General features: G+C 46.1%; 8 protein-coding genes. 7 read left to right on the forward strand and 1 reads right to left on the reverse strand.

What is annotated here, in order from left to right:
- The first annotated feature begins 86 nt into the window (after positions 1–86).
- The 6 genes from PSE7367_RS20015 to msrP all read left to right on the forward strand — a co-directional run bounded on the left by PSE7367_RS20015 (position 87) and on the right by msrP (position 10,960).
- Complete coding sequence (locus PSE7367_RS20015; protein WP_015163801.1) at positions 87–3,575, forward strand: BON domain-containing protein; 3,489 nt, start codon at positions 87–89, stop codon at positions 3,573–3,575.
- A gap of 26 nt (positions 3,576–3,601) precedes the next feature.
- Positions 3,602–3,781, forward strand: a complete 180-nt coding sequence (locus tag PSE7367_RS02575) for a hypothetical protein (protein WP_015163802.1) — start codon at positions 3,602–3,604, stop codon at positions 3,779–3,781.
- On the forward strand, positions 3,778–4,305 hold the full coding sequence (locus PSE7367_RS02580; protein WP_015163803.1) for a Rab family GTPase: 528 nt from the start codon (positions 3,778–3,780) through the stop codon (positions 4,303–4,305). The genes PSE7367_RS02575 and PSE7367_RS02580 overlap by 4 nt, the downstream gene beginning before the upstream one ends.
- Positions 4,302–7,115 (forward strand): adenylate/guanylate cyclase domain-containing protein, encoded by a 2,814-nt coding sequence (locus tag PSE7367_RS02585; protein WP_015163804.1) that lies wholly within the window; start codon positions 4,302–4,304, stop codon positions 7,113–7,115. Before PSE7367_RS02580 ends, PSE7367_RS02585 begins: the two co-directional genes overlap by 4 nt.
- Before the next feature lie 276 nt (positions 7,116–7,391).
- Positions 7,392–9,785, forward strand: a complete 2,394-nt coding sequence (locus tag PSE7367_RS02590; protein ID WP_015163805.1) for a response regulator — start codon at positions 7,392–7,394, stop codon at positions 9,783–9,785.
- A gap of 215 nt (positions 9,786–10,000) precedes the next feature.
- Positions 10,001–10,960 (forward strand): protein-methionine-sulfoxide reductase catalytic subunit MsrP, encoded by a 960-nt coding sequence (gene msrP, locus PSE7367_RS02595; RefSeq protein WP_041698304.1) that lies wholly within the window; start codon positions 10,001–10,003, stop codon positions 10,958–10,960.
- Positions 10,961–11,637: 677 nt separating this feature from the next.
- Here msrP and PSE7367_RS02600 read toward each other — a convergent pair.
- Entirely contained in the window at positions 11,638–12,348 is a 711-nt protein-coding gene (locus PSE7367_RS02600; RefSeq protein ID WP_051037841.1) for a response regulator transcription factor, read from the reverse strand.
- 903 nt (positions 12,349–13,251) lie between these two features.
- Between PSE7367_RS02600 and PSE7367_RS20020 the strand changes: the two genes are divergently transcribed.
- Positions 13,252–16,374: a PAS domain S-box protein gene (locus PSE7367_RS20020; protein ID WP_015163808.1), complete on the forward strand. Its 3,123-nt coding sequence runs from the start codon at positions 13,252–13,254 to the stop codon at positions 16,372–16,374.
- Positions 16,375–16,455 lie beyond the last annotated feature (81 nt).

The raw sequence follows: 16,455 nt of genomic DNA on the forward strand, positions 1-16,455 counted from the left end.
CATGGGTGGCGATCGTTATTTGCATATACATATATGTTATGTGACCAAATAGTTGGCAATAGAGATAACTAGCTAGGGGTTGGGGCATGACCTCACCAAACTCAAATCCAGATCCAGGTAATCCATCTAGGCATGGCGATCGCCTGCATTCCATCAATCCTCAAGCAAATGATGCTAATGATGCTAATGATCCTGAGGACATTAATCCCCTGTCTGGGCTGATTGGCACCCTGTCGGATCTGCAAGTGGTAAAAATGCAGCAGCGACAGCGGGCTAACCCTGGCCAGATCTCACCTATGCCTGCACCAGAGCTAAATGCTGATTCCGTTGAGTTCAGCCAACCCCAACCTGGCGATCGAGATTTTCAACTTGATCAAGCCTCCAATGAACTTGATGAACCCCTGGAGCCTAATCAAAGAAAGCAGAAGGCTCACCCTTACACCAATCTGGTTAAACGGTTCAGGGCAAACTCAAATCAAGTCAGGCCAACAGCTCAAGCGTCACAGCATCCAGCATTAACGACTGAGCCAGAACAGCCCAATCCCTTTGAGTCAGACAATCTTGATAGTTTGGCTGATCTGGACAATCTAGGCGAGCAAAGCAATGGCAATCTACCGGAAATTGTTTATCAACCCAATTATGATCGCTCTGAATCAGTCCACCCCCAGGAGAATTCCCCGCTTGGGCTAGAAGATTTAGAGGCTCTGGGCGATCTAGATGATTTAGGTGCAATAGACCACTTAGACCACGATCAAGATTCAACTCCAAATGCACCCACTACTCCAGCCACACCGGTAAGCGATTCAGCTAAGCCGATCGAACCCACCCAGTCAAATTCAACCCATGCTTCAACTGATTCTTTAGCCAGTGGTGCGCTTGATGCATTGTTCCAAGACCTCGATCTTGGTTCAGCCCAGACTGGTTTTGAGTTTGATAACAATCCAACTAATCAAAATGACCAAAACAATGCTCAGATCACCGATCAACTTACCGATCAACTTAGTAATGAGCTAGACGATCTGCTCAATGGCTTAAATAGTTTAGGGAATAGTTTAGGGGCAGCTTCAATATCAGAGTTGAAGATAGAGCCTGAAGCTGGCGATCGCCCCCCTGCTAATTCCCCAGACCAAAATCAAGCTCAAAATCAAGTTAGGACTAGTTCACTAATTGGAGATCAAAATATCAACAATCCGCCGATTAACAAGCAACCTAAACCAGGAACCGCTGGTGGGGCAACTGCTCAACCATTGCTAAATGAGGCTGGTGAACCGATCGGGTTATTGCGTGATTTGCTAGGCAGTGCCGCCGAAGATGAAGTTAGCCTGATCGAGCAAAGACTCGCACAAATTACCAACAAAGTTGAACAGCTTGATTATCAGATTAATACACCGCCCGATACCTCACAAATTGATGGGCAATTTGCCAACATTGGTGGTCAGCTTGCCGAGATCGACGGTCAGTTTGCCAATCTGGAAAACCAACTGGAAAGCAGATTAGCCACGCTCCAGAACACCATCCAGAACCACCCTAAAATAATTGAGCTGGATGGCCGCCTGGGCGATCTACAAAGTGTAGTGGCCGATCGCTCTGCCCTCGAAGCCCTCGATCGGCAGGTGGAATTAATCAACCAGGAAATAGCCCAAATTGCTGATATCAAACTACTCAAGCAACAGCTAGAGAGTCTGAGCCAGAATGTCTACCAGCGCCAGGACATTGACATGGTGATGCAAAAGCTGTTGGAGGTACTGCGGCAGCATGGTAATTATCCCAAACGTTTAGCCTTGCTGAAACGGCGCTTAGTTCATCTGGAACAGCGGATCAATGAACCCCAGGAACTAATTGAATTACTGCTGCCGATCGTAAATGAGCTACTACGTCGCAAAATTTCGATGGCCAGGGATGAATTTGCTAAATCACTAGCCACTGTTGTAGATGAAATGATCCACGACAAAATTGAAGAAGACCGCGAGGCAATGAGTATTGCGATCGCACCGATTCTGGCGGAGGCAATTATCCATCGTTCGATCGCTGCGCCCGGCGAATTTGCCAGTGCGATCGCGCCGGAACTGGATGTGGCGATCCGCGAGCAGATTAAAAATAATGCCAACTCCATGGTCGATGCCCTCTATCCGATCATTGGCAATACGATCGCCAAGTATATGGTGGAAGCAATTCGGGTCATTAATGAAAAGATTGAGAATGCCTTTAGCCCCGAAGGGATTATGCGCAAAATCCGCGCCAAGGCACAGGGGGTTTCGGAAGCAGAATTGATTTTTCAAAGTGCCATGCCCAGCGTGGTGCGGGCAGCATTTTTGATCCACAAAGAATCAGGGCTGGTGATCGCCGAAACCCAACCGGACGGCGAGCAACAACTGGAATCAGACATGCTCGGTGGCATGCTCACGGCGATCCGTAGTTTTGTGAATGATTGGGTTTCAACTTCTGAGCACAACTCCGAACTGGATGAAATTGACTATGGCCGATCGAAAATTATGTTGGAAGTGGCCGGGTTTTGCTATCTGGCGGTAGTAGTGGAAGGCGAATCAGGGCGATCGCAAATTGCCAAAAAGATGCGCCAGGTGATGGCCACGATTATCCAAAAATACAGCCGCCTGATCGAAAATTTTGAAGGCGATCCCACCACCATTCCCAGGCAGGTTAAGAAAACCCTGGATCAACTGCTGGATAAACCGGCCACTGAGGAGAATTTCAGATCGCCTCTCTATGGCATTGGCATATTAATCCTATTGTTGCTTGGTTTGGCAACGATTCCCTGGTGGTTTACCTGGCGACGCGCCAAAGCTGTTAAGGCCGTAGATCAAGCCCTTGATAATGCACCAGCCCTGTCGGTTTATAACCTGGATGCCGAAATCAAGGGGGGTGAATTGGCTTTAACTGGACGAGTGCCAACGGAGTATTTACGAGCCCAGGCGGAAGATGTGGCTACGCAAGCCTTACTTACTAGCACAACCCAAACCCGATTCGAGCTGGTCAATAATATTGTGGCCGTAGAAGTACCGCCCGATCCCACTGTGGTCGCCCAGGAAGTAGAACGCACCGCTGCGAGCCTAAACCAATTTGAAGCGATCGCCATCACCGTAGAATTTAACGCCAGCGAAGTTAATCTAGCCGGTACGATTGGCACGGCTGAGCAAGCCCAATTAATCAGCCAGTCATTTGCCCAGATCCCTGGTGTGACGAAGGTGGTTACCAGTTTGCAGGTGGTAGTGCCGGAGATCCCAACCCTCACCACCAAAATCTTTTTTGCCCTAGGCGATAGCACCATTACCACCGCTGAAGATCCCAAGATCGCCCAGGTTAAGAATTTTTTAGTCAAATATCCCAACTATAAACTTAGAATTATAGGCAGCAGTGATCCGGTGGGTAGCTTGGCTAACAATGAGCAACTGGCCTGGGATCGGGCAGAAACTGTGAAAAATGCCCTGATCGCTCAGGCAATCGATCCGCAACGGTTAACAACCGCAGCCGTTGCCCTAGGGAGCCTAAATCGAGGTGATCAACCTTCCTGGCTCGATCGCCGCGTGGAGTTTGAAGTAATTGCGCCATCTGAGTGAATCATGATCGACATCGTTCCGCTAGCATGGTAGAAAAGTGTGTGGGGATACACATCGACGAACTAGTAACCGACTCATTTAAATGTGAAAGATTTTGCTCCTGGCAAAGTACCTACCTCGATCGGAGCGATCGCAATCGCTATAATTGCCACAGACTAGATGTGATTGAAAAGCGGCAATTGCTACTCACAACCAAATATTTATGACTACGGTATCTAAAAAAATCTGTATGATTGGTGATTTTGCGGTGGGAAAGACTTCCTTAATCCGCCGTTTTGTCGATCAGGCCTTTAGCGATCGTTATCTTTCTACCGTAGGTGTAAAAATATCGCGTAAATTGGTGGATTTAGCTGAATCCAGCAAGTATAAATCTGCCCAACTATTGATTTGGGACTTGGAAGGACAAACCAAATTCAAGTCGATCGCGCCCAGCTATTTACAAGGAGCTAGTGGTGCAATTATTGTGGCCGATGCTACCCGCCCCGAAACGATCGCTAGTATTGCTGGCCATGTGGAATTGTTTTTGAGTATCAATCCCAAAGCAAGTGTGAGTATAGCCTTTAATAAGATCGATCTGGTTGATCCACCTAAACTAGCCCATTTGCAAGAAATGTTGCAGTTGCCCAACCAGCTGCGCCGCCATAATACCTATGACACCTCTGCTAAAACTGGCAAAGATGTTGACTTGATTTTCCAAAAATTAGCCCATGAAATCGTAGAATCTGCATGAATCCGGTTCTCAAGAAATTTTTTGCTAGCCGATCGATCTGCTACCTGGTGGTGGACCGCGATCTGGTGATTAAAGAAATTTCCCCCGGCCTTGAACGTTTTGCGGATACCACTGAACTGCTGCAAGTTGGCGAAGACGTGCGGCTCAGCTTCCCAGAATTATATGGCATGGAAGCATGTATGCAAGAAATTTGCCAGCGGCAGCGCTCCAGCTTTGAGTTGGTTGGGGTTTCTAGGGCAATACAGCCAATTGACAATAGTGAGGGGGAAGACAATTTAAGCGTCAGCATCGATAACATCGATCGAGATACAGAAAGTCAGCCAGACCAGTTGACTGCAGATACTTCCAGATCAGATAGATCAGATAGGCGATCGTCCCAATTGCCCCGTACTGAGTTTTATATGGACATTTTTATCAGTCGGTTTGAACAGGAAGAACTGAATCGATCGGGATTCACCAATCTGGCGGACAACCTGGTTGATGGCTTGATTATTCTGTTTGAAGATGTATCCGATCGGATGGAAATCGAGCAAAAGCTGATGCAAAGCTCCAATGAGGCCAATCTTTTATTAGACGCTCTGTCTACCTCAAATAGCTATGTAGAAACGATTCTTAGCTCCATGGCCGATGCCATGATTGTCACCACTGCTTCTGGCATGATTAAGGTGGTCAACGCAGCGGCACAGCAATTATTTGGCTATCCAGAAGCGGAGCTAGCAGGACAGCACATTTCTACCTTAATTGCGATCGCCGCTCCCATGGCCAAGATTGAGACACAATCAGCGAAACAAGACAATCAAAATATTTCCCCTGCTGGCGCTCAAGCACAACCTGGTCAATCGGCTCTTCACCCTCAACCAGAAGCCCCCAACCCAATTGCCGCCGAGGATGATCAGCAGGCATTTTTTTTTCCCGCTCAAAATCTGAGGCAATCAGCCTTTGAGACAACCTGCCGCACTAAGTCTGGCAAAAAAGTAGTGATTTCCTTTTTGCGATCGACCGTTGAACTAGAAGATAGCTTTGGCTTGGGCAATCGCCAGGACATTATCTATGTGGGGCGGGATATTACTGCCTGGCAAGCAAGACAGCAACGCATTACAATCCAGCATGAAGTAACCAGGATTCTGGCCGAATCAATTACAATCGAGCAGGCTGCTCCCCAGTTACTAGCGGCAATCTGTAAGCATTTAGATTGGGACATTGGTGAGTTTTGGATTGTCGAGCGCGATCGCAGTCTTACCAATCAATCCAATCAATCGAGAGCTCAAACGATCAGGCGGAATCTGCGCCAAGCCAGGGTATTGCATTGCACTGAAATGTGGCACAGTGACAAAATCGACGCTAGAGACTGGCAGCAGGAAACCTCCCACAGGGACTTTGCGATCGGCGAGGGATTGCCAGGAAAAGTTTGGGCACAGACCAATTCATTGTGGATGGCTAATCTAGCAAACTCTAAACCCGGCAATGATCTTAGTGATACTGCAAATATCACTGAGATATCAGAACGAGCTACGATCGCATCTGAGTTGGGATTGCAATGTGGATTTGGCTTCCCGATTCAAAGCAGCATTGCGGTTTGGGGCGTAATTACTTGCTTTAGCCGTGAGGTGCGCGATCCTGACTTAGATTTACTCCAAATTGGCGCTAACATTGGCAACCAGATTGGTTTATTTATCGATCGCAAGCGAGCGGAGATGGAACTGCGGGAGAGCGAGGAAAGATACCGCGATCTGTTTGAAAGTGCGATCGACTTGATGTTTGAGAACTCCAGTGATTTAATCCAGTGGGTTAGTGCAGAAGGACGACTGGTGTATGTGAATCGTGCTTGGCGTAATGTGTTGGGCTATAGTGAAACTGAAATCGCCGAGCTTTTGTTTGTAGATGTCGTCCATCCCGATTGCCGCGATCGCTATCGCCAACTACTGGCTGGTTTAAACGTGACCACCACTGATCCGGCTAATGTAGCGAGCGAGGCCAAGCTGGAGTTGATTACCAGTGATGGTAGTAAGGTGTTTGTGGAGGGCACAATTAATTGTAAATATGCCGATGGCAGATTGGTGGCAATTCGTGCCATTTTCAAAGACATCACCGAACGGTTAATTGCGGAGGCCGCCCTGCGCCAGCAAAAGGAGCAAACCGATCGCCTACTGCTCAATATTCTCCCCGCCACCATTGCCGATCGGCTTAAGCAAGAAACCAATATTTATCTAGCCAATGAAACTTCGGTGGTGCCCCAGGGTAGTGTAATTGCGGAAAGTTTTAATGCGGTTACGGTCATGTTTGCGGACATTGTCAATTTCACCGAAATTGCCAGCACCCTTAATCCAATCGAACTGGTGGGTTTGCTCAATCAAATTTTTTCCAGCTTCGATCGCCTCTGTGAACAATATGGCCTAGAAAAAATTAAAACCATTGGTGATGCCTATATGGTGGTAGGAGGACTCCCCACACCAAGTCCTGATCATGCGGTGGCGATCGCCACTATGGCTTTGGCAATCCAGTCTCAACTAACCCAACTTAACCAGCAGACTAAGCGCAACTTGCAAATGCGGATCGGCATCCATAGCGGGCCAGTGGTTGCCGGCGTGATTGGCCTCAAAAAATTCATCTATGATCTGTGGGGGGATACGGTCAACATTGCCAGCCGGATGGAGTCCCAGGGGATCGTTGACAAAGTCCAGGTCTCAGCTTCAACCTACGAATTATTACAGCATCACTATTTGTTTGAAAAGCGGGGCACTATTAATATTAGGGGCAAAGGAAATATGCCCACCTACATTCTGCTGAGCCCAAAGCCCAACAATAACTAGTTAAAAATGACCTAGATCGATGGGGGAATCTAGATTAATATTGATGAATCTAAGCCTCCGGCTAAATTTATGAATATAATTTGTAAATCCAGATGATCATCTGCTGACGCTACTTAAGATTGGTTCATGTAAAGCAAACAGGTAGACTTTTATAGTGGTTATTACCTAAAGTGATAGAGCATAATCATTGCATCTGCCTGCCCTGCCAATTTAACTGCTTAGCCCTTGATTAGGAGTATGAACCCCCTTTTAAAAAAGCTCCTAGCTCCACGCCGAATGGAGTACTTGCTCCTCGATCAAAATTTAGTTATTCAAGAAGCTTCATACGGTGTTGAGCGCTTTTCTGAACCCCACGAGAATACTCTGGTGGGGCAGGATGTGCGTATGGGTTTTCCAGAGCTATTTGGCCTAGAAAGCACCTTGCAGGAAATTTTACAGGGGCAAATTAGCAACTTTGAGCTAAAAGGCATTGGGCGATTTACCGAGGAGCAACCTAAGCTTTATTTTGATCTTTATATCGTTTCTGATCCCGAACCAGAGAACGATCGGATTAAGCTGGTAATTTTCTTTGAGGATGTCACCGAAAGGATGGTGATGGAGCAAAATCTGTCCCAACGGAACAAAGAAACTACACTCCTGCTTGATGCCCTGACCACAGCAAAAGATTACCTTGATAAAATCATCACTTCGATCGCCGATGCCTTGATTGTGACCACCGAAACCGGCATCATCAAGAGCCTCAACCCCAGTGCCGAAGACTTATTTGGTTATGAAGAAGCTGAGCTAACTAACCAACCAATTGGTACTTTAATCGACTCACGTAGCTTTATTAACACTGTTCACCAACGCAATCAGAAAAGCAGCGATCGGCGTGGACAGGGGCAGTTACTCAGCGGTGAAGAGGTAATTTGCAAAACCAAATCTGGGCAGAAAGTGCCGGTAGCTTTTTCCTGCTCGTCAATTCGTGCCACTAGCAAAAATGGCCGCGACATCGTTTATATTGGCCGCGATATTACTAAGCGTAAACAGGCAGAAGAAAGATTAAGGGTTGCCCAGCAACAGGCTGAACAGGCTTCCCAGGCTAAAAGTCTATTTTTGGCCAATATGAGTCATGAAATCCGCACACCGATGAATGCGGTGCTGGGAATGACGGAACTAATGCTGGGCACTGATTTAACCCCAGAGCAATTTGACTTTGTCGAAAATATTCGGATCAGTGGTGATTCACTGTTAAATTTAATTAACGAAATCCTTGACCTCTCTAAGCTAGAGGCAGGGGAAATGCAACTGGAGCGCCTATCTTTTGATCTGGTGTCCTGCGTGGAAGAGGTAGCAACCTTGCTGGCAGCCCAGGCTCACAACAAAGGCTTAGAAATTACCACCTTGATCGATCCAGCGATCCCTTGGCGGGTATCGGGGGATAGTGCACGATTGCGCCAGATCCTGACTAATTTATTGGGTAATGCAATTAAGTTTACCAATGCTGGCGAAGTGGCGATCGAGGTGAATATCCTCTCGCAACAACACGATTTAATCAAACTAGCATTTGCAGTAATTGATACGGGCATTGGCATTTCCCAGCCCAACCAGGACAAACTATTTATGCCATTTTCCCAGGTCGATGCTTCAACCACCAGGCGCTATGGTGGCACTGGATTGGGGCTGGCAATCTGTAAGCAATTGGTTCATTTAATGGGAGGTGAAATCGGCGTGGAAAGTGAGCTTGGCGAGGGAACCAGGTTCTGGTTCAATTTACCCTTTGATCTGCACCAGGCAGCCCAACCAGATTTTAATCAGTTGTCGTTTATCCTGCATTCTTCACTAGCCGGTAAGCGCTTTCTGGTGGTGGATGATAACGCCAATAGCCGCCAGGCGATCGTGCGGCAGGCTGCCAACTGGGATGTGGTGGTGGCAGAAGCAGACAATGGCGGCTCAGCCTTGGCCATGCTTCGGGAGTCGGTGCAAACGGAGGCTACTTATGATCTGGTGCTGATCGATAGCGTACTGGGTGATATGAGTGGTCTGGATTTAGCGGCGCAAATCAAAGCTGAAGAGGCTCTTAGTAATTTACAGCTAGTGTTTATAACCAGAAGTAATCAAGGTAGTTTGGCGCGATTGGCGCTCGATCGCTATTTTGCTGACCACATGACCAAACCAGTTAAGCTGAGCAAGCTAGCGGAAACACTCAGGCATGTTTTAAATCTTGATTTAGATCCTACCCTTTCGGAGATTCTACCCGCAGCAGAAGTAAAGCGGCAACAGCAACGCACCAATCTAAAAATTTTGTTAGCCGAGGATAACCTGGTCAATCAAAAGGTGGCACTAAAAATGCTTGAGAAATTGGGCTATAAGGCTGATGTAGCCCAGAATGGCCAGCAGGTATTGCAATTGATGGCTCGCACTAACTATGACTTGATCCTAATGGATTGCCAAATGCCGCTCCTGGATGGTTATGCGACGACTCAAGAAATTCGCAATCGGGAAGGAGAAAATCGCCATACGGTGATTGTGGCCATGACCGCCAACGCAATGAAAGAAGATCGCCAGAAATGCCTGGATGCTGGTATGGATGACTATATCAGTAAGCCCGTTAGTAAAAAGGATATTCAAGACATTCTGGATGAATGGAGCAGTATGATTACGCCATTGGATCAATTGGAATCAGATTAAATTAAGAAATAAAGTGGCTTTTGGTTAGTTCACCTGGTGGTGATGTGAGACTGGTAAAAACGCGATCAAATATCTTGGATATTTCCTACGCATGGTTCTAAAGCAGATAAGATCTTGAATAGACGTATTGCCTTAATGTTCAGATATTGGCTGGAATCCTGATTCCCCTACAATATTGGACTTTTGCAAGAGTTCGCATAAATAAGTAGAGAGCAATCATGCTAATCAAAATTAAGCCAGGCTGGTTTTTGCCCGAACATGAAGCTACGCCTGAATCGGTTTTCAGCAATCGTCGTCAATTTATCAAAAAGCTGGGATTAGCCAGTATTAGTGGTGCTGCCCTACTCAGTGGTTGTGGCAAAATTCAACAGGAGCAGGTACGCCAGAACCTGGAAGCAGCAAACTTGCGGGGATTGAGTTTTACCCCCAACCCCAAATTCACCCTCGATCGCCCCCTTACCTCTGAGTCGGTGGCAGCTACTTATAATAATTTCTATGAATTCAGCAGCGGCAAGGAAGTTTGGCGCAATGTGGGCTCCTTTAATCCGCACCCCTGGTCAGTAGAAATCAGTGGCATGGTCAATAATCCCCAAACCCTGGCGATCGAAGACCTGCTGGCAAAAATGCCCTTAGAAGAACGGCTCTATCGCCACCGTTGTGTAGAAGCCTGGGCGATGGCGGTTCCTTGGATCGGCTTTCCACTGCAAGCTATGATCACTCAAGCTGATCCGAAACCTGCGGCTAAATATGTTAAATTCTCAACTTTCTATCGCCCCAATGAAGCACCGTTACAAAGTAAAGGCTATCCCTGGCCATATACAGAAGGCTTGACGATCGAGGAAGCCGCCAACGAACTCACCTTTGTGGCAGTTGGCATTTATGGCCACGAATTACCCAAACAACATGGTGCGCCGATTCGGTTGGTGCTGCCCTGGAAGTATGGCTTCAAGAGTATTAAGTCGATCGATAAAATTGAATTTACTGACCAAAAACCAGCTACTTTTTGGAATACCCTGGTGCCGTCTGAATATGGCTTTGAGGCTAATGTAAACCCGAATATTCCCCACCCCCGTTGGTCACAGGCCACGGAACGGATGATCAGCACGGGCGATCGGCGTAAAACCTTGCTCTACAATGGTTATGGCGAATATGTTGCTGATTTATATAATATTTAAATCTGCTCTTAAATATGCTCTTAAAATATAATTTGAAGCAGGCATAGATAGGCGCTTGTGTTCAGGTGTATCTAGAAAAGCCCTAAATACAAATATATAAAATATAAATATAAATATAAATATATCTGAGACACAGCAACACTATCTATGCAAAAGAACCTAGTTAAGCAATCCCCAGTTAAATGAAGTAGAGGTTAGGGATAGAAGAATTGCTAGTTAGAGCTTGGTTTAAGTTGTGGTGCATGCGCACGTTATCCAAACGCATAACTTGCACTTCTTAACCATTACTCTATCTGAGATGATCCTGGCTATGCAGATTAAACTTCTAATCCTGCTTACTTCTAGGGCTTGAATTTTTTATATTGCTCTGGCGCTGAATCCGTGTAATCGGCTTTGCAATAGTTGGGCTATTTGCGATCGCGTCAATAATATCAATAATTCAGAGATTGTCCAAAGATTAACCAGTATGACCACCACAGGAGTTATCCATGATCGTCATACAGGCTATCACAACATGGTTTACGGATTTTGGTTGAGTTACCACCATCTAAAATAAAAAGGCGCGGGGAATTAACTTAAGTACAATTAGATTGAAAGAAGTGATCGATACATGACATATCTTCAAATCTTCAAACCGCAGTAGCACTTTAATTAAGTTAAGCCTTAACTATTAACCTCTAGACCTTAGCGGCAACCTTTTCAGTTGGTTTATCGGAATTGCGCTTCAAGCGATAACCAACACTATGGATGGTTTCGATCAAATCAGGCGGAGCACCTGCAGCTTTCAGCTTGTTGCGCAAACTCTTGATATTGGTGTTGATCGTATCTTCTTTTGGGGGATCATCCAAAGACCACACATGCTCAACAATGACATGGCGACGGAGCACATTATAACCATGTCTGAGCAGGAGTTCCAGGATGCCAAACTCTTTGGGAGTTAAAGAAATGACACGATCTTGGTAGGTTACCTCATAGACATTGAGATCGACCTGGAGATCGCCCCACCGCAACACCATCGGGATCGGCGCATTGACTCGGCGCATGAGGGCACGCACCCGCGCTAACATTTCTGGCAAATCGATCGGCTTGACAATATAATCATCAGCGCCAGCATCTAAGCCAGTAATTTTGTCGGTGCTGGTATCACGGGCGGTCATCATGATGATCGGAATATCCGTATCCTCTGATCGCATCCGCTTACACAGCTCGATCCCATCAATTTTGGGCAACATCACATCTAGTAACACCAGATTAAAGTCACCCCTTTTGAACTGCTCGAGTCCAGCTTCGCCATCATCTGCAACTGTAACTAGACAATGATTGTCTGTTAGAAATTCAGTCACAGTATCAGCTAGTGGAGCATCGTCTTCAACTAGGAGAATTTTCATATTACGCATTTGTCACTAGTAATCAACTTGAAAGTACACAATGAATCACATCTTCGCCACGATCCTATGGCTAAACCATAGAAAACATGCATAAGTTATTATAGATGGTAATTATAGGCAAATAACATATAAATATAAATAAGGTTAGGAAATCAAGCAAGCTTAATAATTAATAAATATTTGTAAAATAAATCGAGTGCAAAAATAAGCAAGGTGTATATTGTCTTAGTTTTATATGAACAAACTAAATCTCTAGGCCATTGCTTGTTGAGTAGGCGATCGCTCCAACCAATAATTCTTGATAATTATTTAGGGCGATTTATTTAAGACTGAGCTAAGATCTAAATTAGGACAGCTTCAGCATATTGTTTGCCCTCCTGTTTGCTGAAATGTTCAATAGCTCTGGTTTAGATTTTTAAGACGCTTAGATTCTTATAGCCTAATCTGATTTGCAATGCTGATAACCATTGGTTTCAGTAGTTTCAACTAAATGCAATCGCAGCCTTTGGGGTAATTAGCACCAAAATCAAGTGGGGTTCAGTTTTTTAGTTGCACACCACATTAACATACAAGCTTTAGGCTAAAGTGCTGCAAAATTCTAGCATAAACTTTGTTAGATCAGCTTTTTAGATCTGCACAGCATCTTGAAAATTACTGGTTTGAGCCTGAGTGGAGGAACTAGTCTGTCGAAAATGGTGGCGATCGACTTAAACCAATTGGCTGTTAGGATAATCGTAATTATGTGCCAAAAAATCCTGCGATTGGATGAATTGGCAGCTTGGGGCAGCTTAAGTATTTGGCTAAGCTACGGATTCCAACTCAATTTAAAATCAATTTAGTGGACTACCCATTGCTGCCGATCAGTTACCTTTAACTTAATCAAAGAGCATAGTTTTAGAGAATATGGTTGCAGATGCCGAGCCGAAGAGAATTCTGATCGTAGAGGATCAAGGGGCGATCGCCCTGAATATTTGCGATCGGCTCAGGGAAATTGGTTATCAGGTGGTGGCGATCGTTTCTTCGGGGGAAAAGGCGATCGCCGCCGTGCAAGAGATGTCGATCGATCTGGTGTTGATGGATATTGAAATGGCTAATGGTCTGGATGGGATTCATGCAGCCAAAAGAATTCGAGAGATCGCCGAACTGCCAGTGGTTTTTCTGACTGCCCACAGCGATCGACATACCATTGAGAAAGCCAAGCATACCGGAGCCTATGGTTATGTCACTAAACCGTTTCAAGCCCATGAGCTGCTGTCTACAATTGAAACGGCCTTAGCCCGTCACCAGCTCGATCGGCAGACCTGGCAGCGAGAACAATGGTTGGTGACCACCCTCGGTAGTATTAGCGAAGGGGTAATCACCACAGACCTGGCTGGACTGGTTACCTACATTAATCCCAGAGCCGTAAAATTCACTGGTTATAGTCATGCTTTTGCCAAGGGACGGCCAATCGGCCAGATTCTCAAGGTGGTTGGCGCAGAGCAAAATACGGTAAATTTGTTGGCTGGTGTTGGCGATCGCCCTTTGGGTAACCGGAGTGGCATTGATGAACTAATGGCTCAAATTGAACCAGTGGTTAAGACCAAGCCGTTATATCTAGTCGATCGCAGCGATCGTCAATTGTTGCCGATTGAAATTAACGTCACCCCAATTAGAACTAATCAAGCCAGAATTAATGGCGTAGTTTTTGTCCTGCATGATGTCAGCAGCCATCTGGAAATAGAAGTTAACTTGCGCAAACTGATCGATGCCAAAACCGCTGATATTCGTGATGCCAACTATAAGCTGGTGGCGGAAATTAGTGAGAAGCGGCGGGTGCAAGAAATTCTATTTCAGCATCTCGAACGACTAGAGAATCTTTATCAAATGGTGTTTGCCCTGGGGCACGCCAGTGATTCACAGCAAATTTATACGGCGGCTCTGACCGGAATGCAAGATATTCTGGGGGTCTCGCGGGCATCGCTGATGATTGCCGCTCCCAATGGCGATCTTCAATTTGGTGCATCTCAGGGGCTCGATCGCCAACAGGAACAAACCCTATTGCAATTATTAACACCGCACCCACCCGAATTTGCCGTTGCTGGTAATTTTACGCCTGGTTCTAGGGGCTCTAGGGACTCTAGGGGCTCCAGGGTACAGACTCAATCAGATGATACCGAGTTTTTGCTCGAATGTGTTGAGCCTGAGGCTGGTAATTGTGGCAATAGCAATCAAGCAAACCAAGCTCAAATATGGTCACAATTAAACATTGGCGCGATCGCCTCATTTAGTTTGATCCACCAGAACAAGCTCTTGGGCAGAATTCTGGTTTATTATCAACAACCACCAGAATTAAAAGAAGAAGAAGTTCAATTGGGCAAAACGGCAGCTAATTTCATTGCCATGGCGATCGCCCGCACCAACGCAGTCGCAGAATTAAGCCAGAGTGAAGCCAAATTTCGTTCGATCTATAACCAGGCAGCGGTGGGCATCTCCTACCATGACTTAGCTGGTAATTTTGAGTTGGTCAACCAGAGCCTTTGCCAGATTTTAGGCTATAGCCGACAAGAGCTATTGGGGCAGAGTTTGGCTAAGTTTATTCATCAAGAGGACTTTGCTATTTATGAGGTCTATGCCAGCGATCTGCAACGGGGACAGCTTGAGCAAAATACCTTCACGATGGAAAGTCGGTTTATCACCAAGTCAGAGCAAGTGATCTGGTGTAATCTGACCATGTCCTTACTGCGATCGCCCCAGGGAACACCAGAAAAGGTGGTGGGGATTGTTGAAGATATTAGTGCGCGCAAATTAGTAGAAGCAACGATCCGCGAGCGGATGGCTGTGGTTACCCATGCGCCAGTGGTGCTGTGGAAAACTGACCAAAATGGCATAATTACCCTTTCAGAAGGTAAGGGGCTGGCACAATTTGGCTATCAACCTGGCGAATTAGAAGGGGTTTCGATCGATAGCCTTGAGCCAAGATTTCCCGCAGTGATTGCTCAAACTAAGTTCACCCTGCGCACTGGTCAACCCTTTGATATTGCCCTTGAACATGATGACTACATTTTTAAATATTCAGGGGAGCCAACCTTTGATAATGCCGGCAAAGTAAACGGCATGATCGGCGTGGCCGTGGACATTAGCGATCGCATTCACGCCGAGAAAGCCCAAAATGACCTGGAGAAAGAAAAGCAGCTTAGCCAAACCCGAATCCAGTTCTTCTCAATGGCTTCCCATGAATTCCGCACGCCTCTAGCTACGATCCTGGGCACTACGCAAATATTGGAAACCGCTAGCACCCAAATTCCACCGGAAAAGCTCCAGCGCAATGTGAGTCGGATTAGAAATTCAGCAAATCAGATCAATCGCCTGCTCACCGACATTCTCACGATCAATCGCGCTGAAACGGGCAGGCTGGAATTCACGCCCCAACCGATCGACCTGCTCAACTTCTGCCAGCATTTGGTTGAAGAAATTCAAATTGGCGTGGGCATTGAACATCACATAAAATTCGACCGAGAACATTGGCAGGCTAGCGATGATACGGCGGCCAGAATTAAAGTATTGGCGGACGAACAACTATTACTTTCTATTCTGAATAACTTGTTATCCAATGCGGTGAAATATTCCCCCCCTGGCAGCACCGTTACACTCAAGCTCAGTCAGTCAGCGATCGCCCCAGAGGCTCAATTAGCTCTGTCAAAGCAAGTAGAGCGATCGGCTTTAACCAATAATTCATCCACTGCTCCTGAAGCTACCCTAGATGATTCTGAATATGACTATTGGGCTGTTTTCCAGGTAGGCGATCAAGGGCGGGGCATTTCGCCAGAAGATCAAGCACAACTCTTCGAGGTGTTCTTTCGAGGCAAAAACGTCGATCGGATTGTGGGCTCTGGAATCGGACTTACGGTAGTCAAGAAATGTGTAGATATTCACAACGGCGAAATCAGCGTTCAAAGTGGGTTAGGGCAAGGAACTGCTTTTACAGTTAGAATTCCGGTTAAAGAAGTTACACCTAACTTGAGTAGCGTGCAATCAAATGCATAATCATGATTTATGTTTGTTGATCATCTTAAACACTTCATCCCTGACCTGGTTCAAGCTTATTCGCAAAAAGATCGGTTTAGC

Source organism: Pseudanabaena sp. PCC 7367 (genome assembly GCF_000317065.1).
GTDB classification, from domain to species: domain Bacteria; phylum Cyanobacteriota; class Cyanobacteriia; order Pseudanabaenales; family Pseudanabaenaceae; genus Thalassoporum; species Thalassoporum mexicanum.

Coding starts and splice junctions, on each gene's coding strand:
- PSE7367_RS20015 (WP_015163801.1), top strand. CDS start 87: ATGACCTCACCAAACTCAAATCCAGATCCAGGTAATCCATCTAGGCAT.
- PSE7367_RS02575 (WP_015163802.1), top strand. CDS start 3,602: ATGGTAGAAAAGTGTGTGGGGATACACATCGACGAACTAGTAACCGAC.
- PSE7367_RS02580 (WP_015163803.1), top strand. CDS start 3,778: ATGACTACGGTATCTAAAAAAATCTGTATGATTGGTGATTTTGCGGTG.
- PSE7367_RS02585 (WP_015163804.1), top strand. CDS start 4,302: ATGAATCCGGTTCTCAAGAAATTTTTTGCTAGCCGATCGATCTGCTAC.
- PSE7367_RS02590 (WP_015163805.1), top strand. CDS start 7,392: ATGGAGTACTTGCTCCTCGATCAAAATTTAGTTATTCAAGAAGCTTCA.
- PSE7367_RS02600 (WP_051037841.1), bottom strand. CDS start 12,348: ATGAAAATTCTCCTAGTTGAAGACGATGCTCCACTAGCTGATACTGTG.
- PSE7367_RS20020 (WP_015163808.1), top strand. CDS start 13,252: ATGGTTGCAGATGCCGAGCCGAAGAGAATTCTGATCGTAGAGGATCAA.